This is a genomic window from Glaciihabitans tibetensis, assembly GCF_003003265.1.
GTDB classification, from domain to species: Bacteria; Actinomycetota; Actinomycetes; order Actinomycetales; family Microbacteriaceae; genus Glaciihabitans; species Glaciihabitans tibetensis.
Genome location: NZ_PVTL01000008.1, coordinates 20,481 through 38,209, shown reverse-complemented (window position 1 = coordinate 38,209; position 17,729 = coordinate 20,481). Strand labels below are relative to the sequence as shown.

Annotated in this window: 17 protein-coding genes; 7 read left to right on the top strand and 10 right to left on the bottom strand. The window is 65.6% G+C overall.

Annotated elements, in window-relative coordinates; translation table 11 throughout:
* Positions 1-38 precede the first annotated feature (38 nt).
* Positions 39-1,667: a phosphoglucomutase (alpha-D-glucose-1,6-bisphosphate-dependent) gene (gene pgm, locus B0I08_RS14285; RefSeq protein WP_106214023.1), complete on the top strand. Its 1,629-nt coding sequence runs from the start codon at positions 39-41 to the stop codon at positions 1,665-1,667.
* Here pgm and B0I08_RS14280 read toward each other — a convergent pair.
* Positions 1,664-2,152 (bottom strand): MarR family winged helix-turn-helix transcriptional regulator, encoded by a 489-nt coding sequence (locus B0I08_RS14280; protein WP_106214021.1) that lies wholly within the window; start codon positions 2,150-2,152, stop codon positions 1,664-1,666. The two genes, pgm and B0I08_RS14280, sit on opposite strands and share 4 nt — an antisense overlap.
* Before the next feature lie 153 nt (positions 2,153-2,305).
* Between B0I08_RS14280 and B0I08_RS14275 the strand changes: the two genes are divergently transcribed.
* Positions 2,306-3,172 carry a bacteriorhodopsin gene (locus tag B0I08_RS14275; protein ID WP_181243427.1) on the top strand — a complete coding sequence of 289 codons (867 nt, stop codon included), beginning with the start codon at positions 2,306-2,308 and terminating at the stop codon, positions 3,170-3,172.
* 41 nt (positions 3,173-3,213) lie between these two features.
* Here the strand turns inward: B0I08_RS14275 and B0I08_RS14270 are convergent, their stop codons facing one another.
* Positions 3,214-4,143: an amidase domain-containing protein gene (locus B0I08_RS14270; protein ID WP_181243426.1), complete on the bottom strand. Its 930-nt coding sequence runs from the start codon at positions 4,141-4,143 to the stop codon at positions 3,214-3,216.
* Positions 4,144-4,233: 90 nt separating this feature from the next.
* Positions 4,234-5,121 carry a M15 family metallopeptidase gene (locus tag B0I08_RS14265; RefSeq protein ID WP_245884829.1) on the bottom strand — a complete coding sequence of 296 codons (888 nt, stop codon included), beginning with the start codon at positions 5,119-5,121 and terminating at the stop codon, positions 4,234-4,236.
* Positions 5,122-5,346: 225 nt separating this feature from the next.
* Between B0I08_RS14265 and B0I08_RS14260 the strand changes: the two genes are divergently transcribed.
* The 5 genes from B0I08_RS14260 to B0I08_RS14240 all read left to right on the top strand — a co-directional run bounded on the left by B0I08_RS14260 (position 5,347) and on the right by B0I08_RS14240 (position 11,243).
* The gene (locus B0I08_RS14260) at positions 5,347-6,657 is read left to right on the top strand and encodes an ABC transporter substrate-binding protein (protein ID WP_425433008.1); all 1,311 of its coding nucleotides are present in this window, start codon (positions 5,347-5,349) and stop codon (positions 6,655-6,657) included.
* Positions 6,658-6,745: 88 nt separating this feature from the next.
* Entirely contained in the window at positions 6,746-7,816 is a 1,071-nt protein-coding gene (locus B0I08_RS14255; RefSeq protein WP_425433007.1) for a carbohydrate ABC transporter permease, read from the top strand.
* Positions 7,813-8,733 carry a carbohydrate ABC transporter permease gene (locus B0I08_RS14250; RefSeq protein ID WP_106214013.1) on the top strand — a complete coding sequence of 307 codons (921 nt, stop codon included), beginning with the start codon at positions 7,813-7,815 and terminating at the stop codon, positions 8,731-8,733. The genes B0I08_RS14255 and B0I08_RS14250 overlap by 4 nt, the downstream gene beginning before the upstream one ends.
* Positions 8,733-10,184 (top strand): GH1 family beta-glucosidase, encoded by a 1,452-nt coding sequence (locus tag B0I08_RS14245; protein ID WP_245884828.1) that lies wholly within the window; start codon positions 8,733-8,735, stop codon positions 10,182-10,184. Before B0I08_RS14250 ends, B0I08_RS14245 begins: the two co-directional genes overlap by 1 nt.
* Positions 10,185-10,220: 36 nt before the next feature.
* On the top strand, positions 10,221-11,243 hold the full coding sequence (locus B0I08_RS14240) for a LacI family DNA-binding transcriptional regulator (protein ID WP_245884827.1): 1,023 nt from the start codon (positions 10,221-10,223) through the stop codon (positions 11,241-11,243).
* A gap of 13 nt (positions 11,244-11,256) precedes the next feature.
* Here the strand turns inward: B0I08_RS14240 and B0I08_RS14235 are convergent, their stop codons facing one another.
* The 7 genes from B0I08_RS14235 to B0I08_RS14205 all read right to left on the bottom strand — a co-directional run bounded on the left by B0I08_RS14235 (position 11,257) and on the right by B0I08_RS14205 (position 17,684).
* Positions 11,257-11,559: a hypothetical protein gene (locus B0I08_RS14235; RefSeq protein ID WP_106214011.1), complete on the bottom strand. Its 303-nt coding sequence runs from the start codon at positions 11,557-11,559 to the stop codon at positions 11,257-11,259.
* Between the two features lie 132 nt (positions 11,560-11,691).
* Positions 11,692-12,546: a phosphogluconate dehydrogenase C-terminal domain-containing protein gene (locus B0I08_RS14230; RefSeq protein WP_106214009.1), complete on the bottom strand. Its 855-nt coding sequence runs from the start codon at positions 12,544-12,546 to the stop codon at positions 11,692-11,694.
* A complete protein-coding gene (locus B0I08_RS14225; protein WP_106214007.1) occupies positions 12,546-13,337 on the bottom strand; it encodes a sugar phosphate isomerase/epimerase family protein in 792 nt (263 codons plus the stop codon). Before B0I08_RS14225 ends, B0I08_RS14230 begins: the two co-directional genes overlap by 1 nt.
* Positions 13,334-14,116, bottom strand: coding sequence for a triose-phosphate isomerase family protein (locus B0I08_RS14220; protein WP_106214005.1), 783 nt, complete (start codon positions 14,114-14,116; stop codon positions 13,334-13,336). Before B0I08_RS14220 ends, B0I08_RS14225 begins: the two co-directional genes overlap by 4 nt.
* On the bottom strand, positions 14,116-14,586 hold the full coding sequence (locus B0I08_RS14215; protein WP_106214003.1) for a ribose-5-phosphate isomerase: 471 nt from the start codon (positions 14,584-14,586) through the stop codon (positions 14,116-14,118). Before B0I08_RS14215 ends, B0I08_RS14220 begins: the two co-directional genes overlap by 1 nt.
* Positions 14,587-16,326 (bottom strand): dihydroxyacetone kinase family protein, encoded by a 1,740-nt coding sequence (locus tag B0I08_RS14210; protein ID WP_106214001.1) that lies wholly within the window; start codon positions 16,324-16,326, stop codon positions 14,587-14,589.
* A gap of 56 nt (positions 16,327-16,382) precedes the next feature.
* Entirely contained in the window at positions 16,383-17,684 is a 1,302-nt protein-coding gene (locus tag B0I08_RS14205) for an MFS transporter (RefSeq protein ID WP_106214269.1), read from the bottom strand.
* Positions 17,685-17,729: the final 45 nt, after the last annotated feature.

The window sequence follows — 17,729 nt, the reverse complement described above, 5'->3', positions numbered from 1 at the left end:
CAGTCCCATAGTGGCGTCGCCGGTGCCAGACTGGAGGCATGACAGCTACGACGACGCGCGCTGGTACGCCCGCCCAGGAATCCGATCTCATCGATGTGCCCGCACTGCTGAGGGCGTATTACGACCTGATTCCGGATGTCACCAATCCCGACCAGAAGGTCGCGTTCGGAACCAGCGGGCACCGCGGTTCAGCGCTCGACGCGGCGTTCAACGAAACCCACATCGCCGCCATCACCCAGGCGATCGTGGAGTACCGCACGTCTCAGGGCATTACCGGCCCGCTGTTTATGGGCCGCGACACTCACGCGCTCAGCCGCCCCGCCGAGACCACCGCACTTGAGGTTCTCGTGGCGAACAACGTGCGCGTGCTCGTCGACGAGTTCGACGACTTTGTGCCCACCCCGGCGCTCAGCCACGCCATCATCAAGTACAACGCCGAGGGCCACGACGACCAGGCCGACGGCATCGTCATCACCCCGAGCCACAACCCGCCGCGCGACGGCGGCTTCAAGTACAACCCCCCGCACGGCGGGCCGGCCGACAGCGACGCAACCAGCTGGATCGCGAACCGCGCCAACGAGATCATCAGCGCAGGTTCGAAGGACGTCATGCGCGGCGAGCCGAGCGCCGTCGAGACCTATGACTTTCGCCGCAATTACGTCGAGGACCTCGTCAACATCATCGACGTGGAGGCCATCAAGAAGGCCGGCGTGCGCATCGGTGCCGATCCGCTCGGCGGCGCCAGCGTGCACTACTGGCAGCTCATTGCCGAGACCTACGGACTCGACCTCACGGTCGTGAACCCGAACGTTGACCCGGCCTGGGGATTCATGACGCTCGACTGGGACGAGAAGATCCGGATGGACCCGTCGAGCCCGTCGGCCATGGCGTCCGTGCTTGCGCACAAGGACGACTTCGACATCCTCACCGGTAACGACGCCGACGCAGACCGTCACGGCATCGTCACGCCCGACGGAGGCCTGATGAACCCGAACCACTACCTCGCGGTCGCGGTGCAGTACCTGTACACGCATCGCCCCGACTGGAACCCCGAGGCCGCCATCGGCAAAACGCTCGTGTCGAGCACCATGATCGACCGGGTCGCCGAGTCGCTCGGCCGCACCCTCTGGGAGGTGCCCGTCGGCTTCAAGTGGTTTGTGCCCGGACTGATCGACGGATCCGTCGCGTTCGGCGGCGAGGAGAGCGCCGGAGCCAGCTTCCTCCGCAAGGATGGCACCGTCTGGACCACCGATAAGGACGGCATCCTGCTCGCCCTGCTCGCCAGCGAGATCCTCGCGGTCACGGGAAAGACTCCGTCGCAGCTGTACGTCGAGCTGACCGAGCAGTTCGGCTCGCCGGTCTACGAGCGCAAGGACGCCGTCGCGAGCAAAGAGCAGAAGGCGCGCCTCGGCAAGCTGAACGGCTCCGCGATCACCGCGACCGAGCTCGCTGGCGACCCGATCATCGCCCGCCTCAGTGAGGCTCCCGGCAACGGAGCAGCCGTCGGCGGCGTGAAGGTCGTCACCGACAAGGCATGGTTCGCGGCCCGCCCCAGTGGCACGGAAGACGTGTACAAGATCTACGGGGAGTCATTCGTCGGCGCGGAGCACCTCGCCCGCGTGCAGGCCGAGGCAAAGGTCATCGTCGACGAGGCGCTCGGCAACTAACCGAGAAGCCGGTCCTGGCCCCCGTCAGGTCGCTCGGCCATGGTGCGCGACAGTTCCTCGAGCACCTCACTGGCCCGGGATAAATCGCTCTCGGTGAGCTGGGTGCCTGCCGAGGAGAGCATGGCGCGAAAATCCTCGTGCATCACGCGCATCTCGTCATGACCCGCCGGTGTCAGCTCGAGGTGGAGGCTTCGTCGATCCACGGGGTGTTCGACGCGCCTCAGAACACCTGCTGCCACCAGCCGGGTCGAAACGCCGGTGATCGCCCCTTTCGTCAACGAAAGTTCGAACGCGAGGTCTTTCGGCGTAATCGTGCCAGCCGCCGCGACCCGAAAGAATGCCCGCAATTCGATCTCTGAAAGCCCGTGTTCGAACGCAACCCGGCGTCGATTTTGCTCGAGAACTCGGAAGAATCGCAGAGCAGCATCGGGGAACCCGGAGAGAACGTGCTTCTCGGGTTCGCTCAAATTACGTGGCCCATCCATGACGTTCTCACCGTGTTTTTATCTGAGTAATCGTAGCGGCCCAACCGAGCAAAAAACACCCTTTTTGTTCACGCGTTGGACAGTTTAGGTTGTGAACTACAAAGACCGGAGCCGCAGCATCCCGCGTCGGCCCGTCATGCTCTGGAGGGCACTGTGATTCCTGACACCCTGTCGCAAAGTCAGTTCGATACCGTCTACAACTTTTTGTCACTGGTGATTGCCGCTCAGCTGTTCACGGCGGTTTTTTTGCTCATATCGCTGCCGAGGATTTTGCCGCGCTACCGTCAGGCCATCACCGTGGCCATCGTCGTCTGCGGGATCGCCACGTATCACTACTTCCGCATTTTTGACTCGTTCAAAGAGGCATTCGTGAGCGAATCGGTCGGCGGCACGGGGACCTACTCGCAGGCCGAGGGCGCCGCATTCAACGAGGGATACCGCTACGTCGACTGGCTCCTGACCGTTCCGCTGCTGCTGGTTGAGCTCGTCGCCGTACTGGCGCTGGCGCGCAAGGTGCAGTCCCGTCTGCTGGTGCGCCTCGTGCCCGCCGCGGCCCTGATGATCGCGCTCGGGTACCCGGGCGAGATCAGCGACGACAACGGCGTACGCGGGCTCTTCGGGATCCTCTCGACGATTCCCTTTGCGTACATCCTGTTTGTTCTCTTCGTGCAGCTGAGCAAATCACTGGAGAACCAACCGGCGAATGTTCGGGGCACCCTCGGCAATCTCCGCTACCTCCTGCTGCTGAGCTGGGGCGTCTACCCCATCGCCTATCTGCTCCCGCTTCTTGACATCGCCGGAGCTGACGCGTGGGTGGGCAAACAGGTCGGATACTCCATCGCCGACATCGTCGCCAAGGCCGTATACGCACTGATCATTTTTCAGGTCGCGCGAATCAAGTCGTTCGACGACGATGCTGCATTTGCCGAGGTCGAATCGTCTCGAGACGACCGGACCATCAGCGGCAGCAGCAGCAGCGGCAGCAGCAGCAGCAGCAGCAGCAGCAGCAGGCGCAGCTAACCCGAGCTCGTCTGCCGCAGGACCGAAGGGGTGAGGAGCAGCTACTTCTGGAGGTGCCAGTAGTAGGCGGTGCCGCCCGGGTGGTCGGTGGTGATCGCGACGTCAACCGAGCGGAAGTCGGAGTCGAGCGAGTGACCGGCGAAGAAGATGACCCGGTCGGGGCCCGAGCCCTCGATGCGGGTCACTACTCCGGTGTGGTCACGGTCGCCGCTGTTGTCCCAGTCAAACTGCACGATGTCGCCGATGACCACCTGGTCGCGCTGCTGGTCCGTCAGCGCGGTCGCCAGCTCCGGGCGCGCGGTGAAGTACTTCATCATTGAGGTCGAACTTAGCCACGGGCTGCTGTACGAGTGCTCGCCGGTGGAGGATGCCTCGTGGTACCACTCGTCGTCCTCGACCCAGCCGCGGGCGATCAGGCTCTGGCTGGTGAAGTTGACGCAGTCGTTGTCGCCGTAGGAGCCGTACTCCGCCTCGTTGCGGTTCTGCCAATAGGTCAGCAGGTAGTTCATTTGCGCGTCGACCGGGGTGACCACGGTGTAGTTGTAGGTCAGACCGGATGCCACGGCCGCAGCATCCCCCTCCGCCAGGCTCACATCGACCGGCCCAGTGGCGTAGTTCACCGCCGCCGGTGTCGTCACGGTGAGTTCCTCGTCGCTGACCGCGGTCACCGCAGAGGCGGCGTTCGCGCCGAAAGAGACGGCGGTGACCCCGTCGAGGCCGCTCCCGGTGAGCGTGATGGTGCTCCCGCCGGTGACCGAGCCGTCCGCGGCGCTGAGGGCCTCTACGGCAGGTGCGGTGTCGGTCGAATCAGAGCCGGTCGCGCCGGTGTCGGTTGAGCCGGAGCCGGTCGAGCCCGACCCGTCGCTGGAGCCCCCGGCATCCCCCGAACACGCCGCGAGGGACGCCACGAGTGCGACGGCAAGAGCGCCGGCGACGAGCGGGCGGAGGGCGGGACGGGCGGCAAAGAACAACGGAACTCCTGGCGGTGCCCCGGGACAGGCGCCCGGGCAATCACTGACGGACCATACCTGATCCGCCTCTGACAAACCTAGGCGCTCGCCTCAGCCGATGTATCCCGGCGCGGCGGGGAGACCAAAAAACTCTTCGAGGGTCGACACCGCTGCGGTGTGCATCTCGGTCGACAGTTCGACACCGATGTACCGGAAGTGCCACGGCTCGAAGGTGTATCCGGTGACGTCGACCTTGTCCGCCGGGTACCTCAGGAGGAACCCGAAGCGCCACGCGTTCTCGGCCAGCCAGATGCCCTGCGGGGTGGATCCGAAACACGCGTCGAGAGCGCAACTCAACGGGATCGGTGAGATGTCGACGGCGAGTCCGGTCTGGTGTTCGCTGTAACCGGGGCGGGCGCTCTGGGCGTCGGCCTGAGCCTGTCCGAGGCGCGACACCCAGCCGGCGTACACCGACACCTGGCGGTCGTAGGACCGGTAGGCGCTCTGCATCTGCATCCCGCCCGCACCCTCGCTCGCAGCCGCAGCAAACATCGCCACGAGTGCGTTGCCCGCCTCGAGGCGCAGCGGCTGCTGGTTCTGGTACGCAACGGGGACGGTCGCCAGGTCCGGCGGCACCCAGTCGACCGGGTTGAGCGGACGCACCTTGTTGGCCACGACCCAGAGGCTCGTCGGGTCGTCCACCGACCGCGCGGCCCTGTCGAAGCTGGCCGGGGGCGGAGGTTCTGGCGGTGCGACCACGGGGACCTCCGGAGCGGGTGCGGACGGTGTGGGCAAAGCTGTCGGCGTGGGCGGGGCGGTCGTGGCCGGGGTGAGGTTGGTTGGGGCGGTGCGGCTCGGCCTCGGTGTCGCTGTGGTTCCGGCGCCACCGGCGAATCCGGCAGCGGGCGCGCAGGCGACCAGCGTGCCGAGGAGAGCAGCGGCGAGCGCGCTGGCGATCACCCGCCGCCACAGGACGTGGGTATTTCTCTCTTGTGCCACACGTCTGACCATACGCGCTGTGACCACCCCCGCGATTCAGCATAGACACCGCGGATGGGCGCTCTCCGGCGAGACTCCGGAAGAAATCGTGAGAGCGCTCTCACAAAACCCTTGACAAGCTCAGAGGGGGGTGCCAGTGTTGTGCCCAACACCGTGAGAGCGCTCTCACAGTCGAATCGGAGCGCGCCCACACGGCATCCTATCCACGCACACAAAGGAGTGACCGTGAGACTCTCACGACGCAAAACAGCCGCTTTGATCGCTGGCACCTCGGCGCTTATCCTCGTCGCCACCGGATGTTCCGGCGGCGGAGAGTCCGGAGGCGGTGACGGTGAAGGCGATGTCAACCTCACCATCACGACGTTCGGCACGTTCGGGTACGACGACCTCTACGCCGAGTACGAAGCCGCCAATCCGGGCATCACCATCACCCCCAACAACATTGACACCGGCGGCAACGCGCGCACCGACGCGTTCCAGAAGATCGCGAGCGGCGGGCTGAGCGACGTCGTTGCGATCGAGGAGGGATGGCTCGGAGCAATCCAGGAGGTTTCCTCCGAGTTCGTCGACCTGAACGACTACGGCGCGCAGGACATCAAGGACAACTGGGTGGACTGGAAGTTCGCGCAGGGCACCGACGCGGAAGGCCGCGTCATCGGGTACGGAACGGACATCGGGCCGCAGGGCCTGTGCTACAACAGGACCCTGTTCGAAGAGGCGGGTTTCCCGAGCGATCGTGAATCTGTTGCAGAGCTGTTCGGCGGCGAGGACGCCACCTGGGAGAAGTACATCGAGCTGGGCAAGCAGTACCAGGCCGCGACGGGCAAGGCCTGGATCGACCAGGCCAGCTTCGTCTGGAACTCGATGATCAACCAGCTCGACGAGGGCTACTACACCGCCGATGGCGAACTCAACATCGAGGGCAATGCCGAGATGGAAGAGCGCTGGGCGCAGGTCAACGACATGATCGCCAGCGACCTCAGCGCCGGCTCCGTGCGATGGGACTGGGGCGGGGGCAAGGAATTCGTTGACGGCACCTTCGCAACCTTCGTCTGCCCGGGCTGGATGCTCGGCAACATCAAGACCAACCTCGAGACCGGCGGCGGCGATGCCTCCACCGGCTGGGACTTCGCCGATGTGTTCCCCGGCGGGGCGTCCAACTGGGGCGGTGCGTTCCTCTCCGTCGCGGGCTCGAGTGAGCACCCCGAAGAAGCTGCGGCCCTCGCCACCTGGTTGACCGCACCGGAACAGCAGGTCAAGCAGTTCGAGGCCGCGGGCACCTTCCCGAGCACGATCGAAGCCCAGGAGACGCTGGCCTCAGAAGCCGCCCCGAACGAGCTGTTCGGAGGGGCACCGGTCGGCGCGATCCTCGCGTCCCGCGCCCAGGGCGTCACGGCGCAGTACAAGGGCCCGGACGACTCGGTCATCCAGGAGAACGTCTTCCAGGCGGTTATCGACCAGATCCAATCCGGCGACCTCAACGCGGAAACCGGCTGGGCCGAAGCGATGAAGCTGACCGACGAGCTCGTCGGCTAACACGCCCCTGAGGACCCCGGCCCTGCACGGCCGGGGTCCTCCCCCAGCATGGCCCGGGGTCCTCCCCCAGCACGACAGCGATTGGACGATGATGACCACAACCACGACCCCTGCACCCCCCGCGGCGACCGCGCCGCAGCCCGAACGGAAGCCACCGCTGGCGTTCACCGGGCTGACCCGCCGCCAACGGCTCGGGAAGTGGGATGTGAAGCTCTCCCCCTACCTCTACATCTCCCCGTTCTTTATTCTCTTCGGCCTGATCGGCCTGTTCCCGCTGCTGTACACCTTTGTCGTGTCGTTGTACGACTGGCACCTCCTCAAGGGACAGGGCGATTTCATCGGCTTCGACAACTTCGTTGCGGTGCTCGGCGACCGGTTCTTCTGGAACTCGCTGGGCAACACGCTGAGCATATTTTTGTTGTCGAGCATCCCCCAGCTTGCCTGCGCCATCGTCATCGCGGCGATACTCGACCAGCACCTGCGGGCCAAGACGTTCTGGCGAATGAGCGTGCTGCTGCCGTACATCGTTACTCCGGTTGCGGTGTCGCTGATCTTCACCAACATGTTCAATGAGCAATACGGCCTGATCAACAACTTCCTCGGCAACTTCGGTATCGACGCGATTCCGTGGAAAACCGAAACTCTCCCCAGCCACATCGCAATCGCCACGATGGTCAACTTCCGCTGGACCGGCTACAACGCGCTCATACTGCTGGCTGCCATGCAGTCGGTGCCCCGCGACATCCATGAGTCGGCTGCACTCGACGGCGCCGGCGCGATTCGTCGCTTCTTGTCGATCACGATCCCCAGCATCAAGCCGACCCTGATCTTCGTCATCATCACGGCGACCATCGGCGGACTGCAGATCTTCTCTGAGCCCCGCCTCTTTGACCCGGTCACCGCAGGCGGTAACGCTCGCCAGTTTCAGACCACCGTGCTCTATCTGTGGGAGATGGCGTTCTTCCGGCTGGACTTCGGCAAGGCCTCAGCAATCGCTTTCCTGCTGTTCCTGATCATCATGGCCATCGGCTTCGTGAACTTCTTAGTGACCACGCGTATCGGCGGGTCCGAACGTACGGCCAAACCCGGCGGCAAAATCGGCCGCACAGGCACCCGCACTGGCACTGGCACTGGCACCCGCAAAGGACTGACAAAATGACCGCAACAACCGAGGTCGCCGCGGCGGTCCCCCTCGCTGCGCCACCCACCTCGCCCGACCCGCGCAAGCCGCGTCTCCGTCGCGGCGGCGGCGGCACCTTCGACCGTCGTCCCGGTTTCCTGACCTACGGCATCCTCGGCGTGCTGCTGCTGATCAACGTCTACCCGTTGTGGTGGTCTGTGGTGGTCGGCAGTCGCAATAACCAGGCGCTGAGCTCCGATTGGCCCCCGCTTCTGCCCGGAGGAAACTTCTGGATCAACGTCGGCGAGGTGATGGACAGCATCCCGTTCTGGAAGGCGCTCGGCAACAGTCTCATCATTTCGGGCGTGATCACGGTCTCGGTGGTGCTCTTTTCCACCCTCGCCGGCTACGCGTTCGCGAAGCTGAAGTTCAAGGGCCGCAACGGCCTGATGGTCTTCGTGATCACGACGATGGCGATCCCCACCCAGCTCGGCATCATTCCTCTCTTTATTCTCATGAAGCAGTGGGGGTGGACCGGCGAGATCGGCGCCGTCATCGTGCCCACTCTCGTCACCGCGTTCGGTGTATTTTTTATGCGTCAATATTTGGTGGATGTCATTCCTGACGAGCTCATCGAAGCGGCGAGGGTCGACGGCGCAAGCATGATCGGCACCTTCTGGCATGTGGCCGTCCCGGCTGCCCGCCCGGCAATGGCAATCCTCAGCCTCTTCACCTTTATGTCGGCCTGGACGGACTTCCTCTGGCCGCTGCTCGTTCTCGACGCCACCAACCCCACCCTGCAGACCGCGTTGTCGCAGCTGCAGTCCGCCCGATACGTCGACTTCTCGATCGTCCTCACCGGCGCGGTGCTGTCGACCCTCCCGCTGCTGATCCTGTTCTTCGTCGCGGGGCGCCAGCTCATTTCCGGAATCATGCAGGGAGCAGTGAAGGGCTGATGACAATGCACCTCGGAACACAATTCCCCCCTCATTTCCTCTGGGGCTCCGCGACCGCCGCCGCACAGATAGAGGGTGCCGCGCACGAAGACGGAAAAGAGGACTCAATCTGGGACGCGTTTGCGCGCGTACCCGGTGCGGTGGCCGGCGGCGACTCCCCCCAGGTCGCCGTCGACCACTATCACCGCATGCCGGAGGACGTTGCGCTGATGAAACAGCTCGGCCTGCAGTCCTACCGCTTCTCGACGAGTTGGGCGCGGGTTGTGCCGGGCGACCGTGAGGTGAATCCCGCGGGTCTCGACTTCTACAGCCGACTGGTCGACGAGCTGCTTGCCGCGGGGATCCTGCCCTGGCTCACGCTTTACCACTGGGACCTGCCGCAGGCGCTCGAGGACAAGGGCGGGTGGGCCAACCGCGACACCGCCTACCGGTTCCGTGACTACGCGGAAGTCATGCACGGTGCCCTCGGCGACCGGGTCGACCACTGGACCACGTTCAACGAGCCGCTCTGCTCCTCGCTCATCGGCTACGCCGGCGGCGAACACGCGCCCGGACGACAGGAACCCGCCGCAGCTCTCGCCGCCGTGCACCACCAGCACCTCGCGCACGGGCTCGCCACCCGCACGCTCCGCCGGCGTGGTGCGCAGAACATCGGCATCACGCTCAACCTCACCAACGCGGTGCCCAACGACCCCACTGATCCGGTGGATCTCGAGGCCGCCCGGCGCCTGGACGGATTGTGGAACCGCATGTTCCTCGAACCGCTCCTGCTCGGCGAATACCCGAAGGACGTGTTGCGGGATGTCGCGGGGCTCGGCCTCAGCGACGTCGTCCACCCTGGCGATCTCGACATCATTTCCGCGCCGCTCGATTTTCTCGGGGTGAACCACTATCACGACGATAACGTGAGCGGATATCCGCTGCCACTGGGCGCCGAGGCATCCCTCACCCCCACCGACCGGCCGACCTCGTCACCCTTCGTGGGCTCTGAGCACCTGACGTTTCCGTCGCGCTCCCTGCCCCAGACGGCGATGGGCTGGGAGGTACACCCGGCGGGGCTGCACACGCTGCTGGTGCGGCTGGGCGAGCAGTACCCGACGCTCCCGCCGCTCTACGTGACCGAAAACGGTGCTGCCTACGACGATGTGGTGACCGGCGATGATTCTGTGCAGGGGGATGCCGCGGTGCACGACCCGGAACGCGGCGCCTACATCGCCGCCCACGTGCAGGCCGTTGCCGACGCGATCGCTGACGGTGCAGACGTGCGCGGCTACTTCGTGTGGTCGTTTCTCGACAACTTCGAGTGGGCCTGGGGGTACAACAAGCGGTTCGGCATCGTGCGGGTCGACTACACCAGCCAGGTGCGCACGGTGAAGGACAGCGGGCACCAGTTCGCCCGGATGATCGCAGAACATCGCGCCGCATCAGGGGTGACGAGCGCTGCGATCTAGACTGGAGAGGTCAGGCACATAGGTCGGGAGATACCGGTGACAGAGGATTCCACGGCGGCTCGGGTGACGCCGACCCTCGAAATGGTCGCGGCCGTCGCCGGAGTATCGCGCTCGACGGTGTCGCGCGTGGTCAACGCCTCGCCCCGCGTCACGCCCGATGCACTGAAGGCGGTCACCGCTGCGATCGACCAGCTGGGGTACGTTCCGAATCGGGCCGCCCGCAGCCTCGCCAGCCGGCGCACGTTCACCATCGCGCTGGTCATCCCCGAGAACACGGCGAAGTTCTTCGCCGACCCCTATTTCGCCTCGGTGGTGCAGGGCGTCGCGATGTATCTCTCCGGCACCGACTACACCCTGACCCTCATCATCGCCTCGGAGGCGGAGCCGGAGAAGACCCGGCGCTACCTGCAGGGCGGCAACGTCGATGGCGCGCTCATCCTGTCCCACCACCGCGATGACCGGTCGTATGTGCAGCTGGCCCGCTCGCTCCCTGTCGTCTTCGGCGGACGGCCGATGAGCCAGGAGGGCGAGGAGAACTTCATCGTCGACGTCGACAACGTTGCGGCGTCCACGGTCGCCACCCGCTACCTCCTCGACCACGGCCGCCGCCGTCTCGCAACCATCGCGGGCCCCCAGAACATGGCCGCCGGCATTGACCGGGTTGAGGGATGGCGCGCAGCACTCGCCGAGGCGGGGCTGCACTCCGACCTGCTCGAGGAGGGCGACTTCACCCCCGAGGGAGGCGCCGCGGCGATGGAACGACTGCTGGCGCGGGGCGAGCCCTTCGACGGGGTGTTCATCGCCTCGGCGCAGATGGCCTCCGGCGCGCTGGGCGCGCTGCGGAGCCACGGCCTGTCAGTGCCGGCGGATGTCGCGATCACCAGCATGGACAACGACTACTTCGCGAAAAACGCCACCCCGCCGCTCACCACCATCGACCAGCCGGCCGGAGTGCAGGGCACGAAAATCGCCGAGGTGCTCGTGCGGCTGATCAACGGCGAAGAGGTCGAGAAGCTGACGCTGATCCCCACCGAACTGGTTGAGCGCGACTCGGTCTGAGCGCCTGCGCGAGCTAGTCGCGGTCGGCCACTTCGCGGTCAGAGAGTTCGCGCAGGTCGATGCGCACGTCGCCGGCGTAGATGCCGAGGTCGCCGTCACCCGCCACCGGCGCGGGCGCCGGTAGCACCGTCTGGCGGTCAAGTTCGATCTGGGCCTCGTGCCGCGTCGGGTTGAACACCTCGTCGCCGATGCCCGCAATTCCTCCGGAGCCACCGCTGCGACTTTTGTTGGACAGGTCGATCCAGCCAAGGAGGGAGCCCAGGTAACAGAGCGCCACAACGGCCGCCACAAACGCAAGGATCAGCCAGCCATTCACCCCACTAGCTTACGGCCGTGACCGTGGCCCCCGACATCCGCCTACAAACGACGCCCCCGGGCGGAACCCAGGGGCGACGTCAAAATCTGAAGCACACGGCCTCAGCGCGAGGTCAGACGGCCAGTCGCAGTGTTACCGCTTGATCGCGTCGAGGTGCAGCATCGCGGCGAGGTTCTTGTCGAGCTCGTCGTCCTGGAACACCTTCTTCCAGTCATCCTTGATGATGTTGGAGCGACCGTAGTCCATCGCGATGAGGCAGGCGTCGGAGAACGGGTTGTCACCCTTGAGGCTGTTGGCCAGCGCGACCTGCGTGTGGCCGAGCAGTATGGCTCGCGCCGCTGCCTCCGGGACGCCCATGGTGTTGATGGCCTCATCGAGCGACTCCTTGAGGAGCGCGCCGATCATGCATGCGATCGTCTCCACCAACGTCGGCTCGAGCTGGGCGAGCTGCTTGACGGTGACCCAGTGCACGTCGATAACCGGGGCGTACATTGCGCGGATCGTCGCCTCGGTGATCTCCCGCTTCGCGTCGTCGTCACTTTCGATGGCGGCAACAACGTCCTGCGGCGCGGCAATTCCGCCGAAGGTGTCCGCGTACTCCTCGGGGGTGTGGCGCTCCAGGAAGACCGACGGGTGGCACGGGTGCGCGACAGCGAAGACCACATCGTCGCGCGTGGTGAGGAGGCCCGCGTAGGCGGCGGCGGGGTCGAGCGTCAGCACAACCGTGCCGGGACGCAGGAGCGGAACGAGCGCGCTCGAGACCGGGCCGAGCGCGAGATCCGGCACGGCGAGAATGACGACGTCAGCGGCGACAACCGCCGCTTCGCTCGGCGTGACGACGCGGCCAATCTCGGCCATTCGCGCCTGTCCGGCGGGCGAGTTTTCGCTGTAGTACACGGTGTGGTTGGTCTTCGCGAGATTGTTGGACACTCGGGTGCCCATTTTTCCGCCCGCACCGATGACGGCGATGGAGATTGGGTTCGACATTACTTGCTCCTTAGATACTGCAGGTTGGATGTGTTCCAGCTGTTCTCGAGACGGATGGTGTCCTCGATGGTTTCGCCGAGCGGCAGCCAGTGCTCGATGATTTGGTTGATTCCGCGCTCGTCCGGCCGCACCTTCTCGAGGAGGTAGTCGTAGTCGAGCAGGCCGGTTCCGAGCGGGACGCCCTCGAGGGTGAACCCCACCCACCCCCCGCGTCGGGTAAACGCGAAGTCTTTCGAGTGGATGTTCGCCACGTAGGGCGCACACCGGTCGATGACCTCAACCGGATTCTCCAGGGCCGCCACGGAGTTTGCCGGGTCGAGGCAGATGCCAAGGCTGGGGCTCGCAACCGCTTCGATGAGCGCGACGAGATCGGCCGAACGAACCTGCTCGTAGGTCTCCAGGGCGACGGTCACTCCGGCGCCCTCGAACGACGGAAGGACGGTGCGCAACAGCCCCTCGGCCTCGTCGAGCGACGGCTTGTGGTCAGCCGTGTTGATCATGCTGCGCACCACGGTCGCGCCGAGCGTCTCGGCCAGGCTGAGATAGCTGGCGAGGTGGTCGGACTGCACTCCACGGGTTCCCAGCTCGAGCTGGATTCCCAGGCCGTCGGCCACAACACGCAGCTCGCGTGCCTCCGCCGCCGAGTAGTCCAACAATTGCGGGTAGTCGCAGATCTGGAAAACTTCGACGTCGAGTTCGCGCGTGCGGCGGAGCATATCGGCGAGCGTCAGCGGCTCCGCGACCAGGCTCGAGTGCTGCCAGAAGAACGAGTAGGTGCCGAGCCCGATCATCGTTCAGACTCCTTCCCGCGGGAAGCCGCGAGGTCGGCGGCCTCGTCGAGGACGCGTCCGAGCGCGGCGGTGTCGTGGGCGAAGCGGCCGAGGAACAGTCCGTCGACGTCTGAGCCGAGCTGGGTGAGCAAGCCGGGTCCGGCGCTGCCGCCGTAGATCACAGCGCTGCCGTCGCGGCCAGAGAGGGCTGCGACGGACGCGCGCAGGATGGCGCAGACCGCCCGGATGTATTCGGCCGGTGCCGGCTCAGCCGCACCGATCGCCCAAACGGGTTCGTAGGCAACGATGACGCGCCCGGCGGGTGCACCCTCGAGGGCGGAGACAACCTGGCGCATACTTTCCGCGGCAGCATCGACGGGGTCGGACTTGACCGACTCGCCGATACACAAAACCGGCGTCATGTTGTTGCGCAGGGCGGCGGCTGTCTTGCTGCGGACGACCTCGTCGCTCTCCCCGAACAGTCGACGCCGTTCGGCGTGACCGACCTCGACGACGCGCACACCGACCTCAGCAAGTTCGACACCGCTCACCTCGCCGGTAAATGCGCCGGTGTCCTCGGACGCAAGATCCTGGGCGCCCACGGCCACGGGGCCGCTGCCAAAGATCTCTGCCGCCGCGGGCACCGACAGGTAGCCGGGGATCACAAAGAGCTCGACGGCCCCGGATGCCACGGCCGCATGTGAGCGGCTGAGTTCGGCGACGCTGGCGCACCAGTCGAGGCTCTGGCGATGCCCGAAGTACATCTTCAGGCTCACGCCGACCACCACGGGAGCGCCCATCAGCAGGAGCCGGTGGTCTCGTACTGGTCGAGGACGCGTACCTTCTCAGCGGAGGCGCTCGACTCGTCGAAGCGGTAGGTCAGCCACTCGCGCACGAGGCGGCGGGCAAGCTCGATACCCACTACGCGCTGTCCCATGGTCAGGACCTGAGCATTGTTGCTCAGCACACTGCGCTCGACCGAGAAGCTGTCGTGGGCGGTGACCGCGCGGATACCGGCAACCTTGTTCGCAGAGATCGCGACGCCGAGCCCGGTACCGCAGAAGAGCAGTGCCCGGTCGGCTTCGCCGGCAGCGACCAACTCGGCGGCAGCGATCGCCACCTTCGGGTAAGCGGTGTGGCCGTCTTCGTTCACGCCCACGTCGGTGACGAACTCGACGAGGTCGCTGAGTTCGAGGTCCTTCCGAACGATCTCCTTGTAGTCGAACCCGGCATCATCGGAACCGATAGCAATACGCAGCTTGTTTGTCATTTACTTCTCTTCTTCTCTGTGGCTCGCCAGTACAACGGCGATGGACTGCACGATGAGGCCGAGCGAATAGGCGCCGGCGTCCGGGGTTCCGAGACTTTTCTCCGCGTGTGGTCGGGCCCGGCCCATCCGCGGGAGGAGGTCCGCCGTGGCGGTTGCGGCCGCGGTGGCGACATCGGCGGCGCGCTGCCAGGCCGTAGCGAGCTCGGTCCCGCCGGAGATCTCGTCTGCGAGTGTCGCGCTGAACGGAACGAGCGCGTCGACCATGGTTTTGTCTCCCACGTCCGCCTTACCGAACGACATGATCGCGTCCCGGGCGGCGGCGACGCCGGCCGCGACGTCAGCTGGACCCGGCTCCATCGTGTCGCCGAGGGACGCGCCGACCGCAGACAGGGCCACGCCCCAGAGCGCTCCCGACGTGCCACCGGCGCGGTTCGCCCACGCAGCGGCCGCGGAGTCGAGCAGGGTTTTCGCGCCCGCGCCCGCCTCCAACGCCTCCCGCGCGGCCGCGGCGCCGGCACGCGCGCCGCGCTGCATGCCGATTCCGTGGTCGCCATCCCCCGCGACGGCGTCGATCCGACCAAGTTCGTCGACGTTGGAGTCGACGACGGAGGCGATCGCCTCGATCGCCTCGTAGACAACCCAGCCCGCGGCGCGCGACTCGGCGCTGGACACAGGAATGATCACTGCCTCTGCTTCTGCGATCTCGCTTGCCTCGAGTTGTTCGACGGCAGCAACCGAGCCCTTCCGATAGCCGGGGGTGTCGGCGGGCTTGCGCCAGAAGCCCTCGAGTTCGTCATCGAGCCAGAACAGCGTGAGCGATGCTCCGGCCATGTCGAAGCTGGTTACGAGTTCGCCCACCTCCGGGTCGACGATGACGAGCCCGGCCTGCTCCAGCAGCTGCGAGACGCGGCGGTAAACCACAAAGAGTTCTTCGTACTTGACGGAGCCGAGGCCGTTGAGGATGAGGCCGACACGGTTCCCCGCGACGGTATCGATCCCCTCGGGGAGTTCCTCAAGCAGCGCGGCAACGAAGCGTTCAGCGAGTTCATCGGCGGTAGAGATGTCGGTCTCTTCGATTCCGGGTTCGCCGTGGATTCCCATTCCCACCGCCATCCGACCCTCCGGGACCGAGAACAGCGGCGCCCCCGCACCGGGCAGGGTGCAGCCGCTGAAGGCGACCCCGAATGAACGCGTGCGCTCGTTGGCGCGCTGGGCAACACCGACAACGTCGTCGAGGGAGTAGCCAGCCTCGGCGGCGGCGGCCGCCGCCTTGAACACGGTCAGGTCACCAGCGATTCCCCGGCGCTTTTCTTTCTCCGCGAGCGGTGCGCTGGAGATGTCGTCGGTGACCGCGATGGAACGTGTGGGGATCCCAGCCGCGTTCAGCTTCTCCTGTGCCTGGGTGAAGTGCAGTACATCTCCGGCGTAGTTGCCGTAGCCGAGTAGAACACCGCCGCCGCGATTCGCGGCCGTGGCAACCGACTCGACCTGCTGGGCCGACGGTGACGCGAAGAGGTTACCCATGGCCGCGCCGTGCGCGAGGCCGGATCCGACGATGCCGCCGAACGCGGGGTAATGACCGGAACCACCGCCCACAATAAGGGCGACCGTTCCTTCGGGTGTGCGGGTGCTGCGCACCACCCCACCGGAAACCCGGCGGACGTGGTTCTTGTTCGCGGCGACAAAGCCGTCGATCATCTCATCGGCGAAGTCGACCGGATCGTTATAGAGGCGGGTCATGGTGTTCTCCAGAGCTGTTGCGAGGGGCCGCCGTGCGGCACGGCGACCCCAGTGGGTTAGTGCGCGACGGTTACAACGGACTCGCCGTTGATCGGTGCGTTCTTCTTGCCGGCACGGGCGAGGAGCACCATCAGCACGGCGGACATCAGCATGAAGAACCCGACGATGCCCATGGGCAGGAAGTACTGCGGGTTTCCGGCGGCGTCTGCGGTTGCATCGGCAACCGCTCCCGTGATGTACGGGGCTCCGAATCCCGCGAGGTTTCCCACGGTGTTGATCAGCGCCACTCCCGCTGCGGCCGCGGCTCCGGTGAGGAACTGCGTCGGCAGGGTCCAGAAGTTCGGCAGCACCGCGAAGATCGCCATCGCCGTCAGCGCGATGATCGCGATGGTGAGGGCCGGCGACCCGGCGAAGAGCGCGAGCGGGATGGTAACAGCTGCGACGACCGCAGGCCCGGCGATGTGCCAGGTCTTCAGGCCGCGCTTGGACACGTCACGGGTCCAGAACCAGAGCGCGATGGCCGCGGGGACGTACGGGATCGCGGTGATGAGACCACGCTCGAAGACGTTGTACTCGACACCGTAGATCTCCTGGAACCCGGCGATGATGGTCGGCAGGAAGAAGGCGAGCGTGTAGAGGCCATAGATGAACCCGAAGTAGATCAGCGAGAGCATCCAGACCCGACCACTGGTGAACGCCTGCTTGAAACCGCCGTGCTTCTTGCCACTGACGACGTGCAGCGCCTCGGTCTTTGCCCTCTCGGAGGCGAGTTCAGCGGTGAGCCATTCCTGCTCTTCGCGGTTCAGCCACTTCGCGTCGGCAGGCTTGTCTTTGAGGTAGAACCACGCGATCAGTCCGACGATGATTGCGGGCAGTCCGACGCCGAGGAACATCACGCGCCAGCCCTCAAGGCCGAGGAATCCATCGGCGCCGATCAGCAGACCGGCGAACGGGGCACCGATGACCGTGCTCAGCGGCTGGGCCAGGTAGAACAGCGCGAGGATCTTCCCTCGATGCCGAGCAGGTACCCAGAGGCTGAGGAACAGAATGGCACCGGGGAAGAACCCGGCTTCCGCAACACCGAGCGCAAACCGAAGGATCGCGAGGTGCTCGAAGCTGCCCACCCACGTGAAGAGCACCGCCACGATGCCCCAGGTGACCATGATTCGGGCGAGCCAGCGGCGGGCCCCGAATCGCGCGAGGGCGAGGTTCGAGGGCACCTCCAGCAGGATGTACCCGATGAAGAAGACGCCGGATGCGAATCCGACCTGGGTGACGGTGAGTGCGAGGTCATCGTTCATACCATTCGGACCCGCAAAGCCAATGGCCGAGCGGTCGAGGTAGTTGATGAAAAACATCAGCGCAACGAATGGAACGAGTCGGATCGATATCTTTCGGATAGT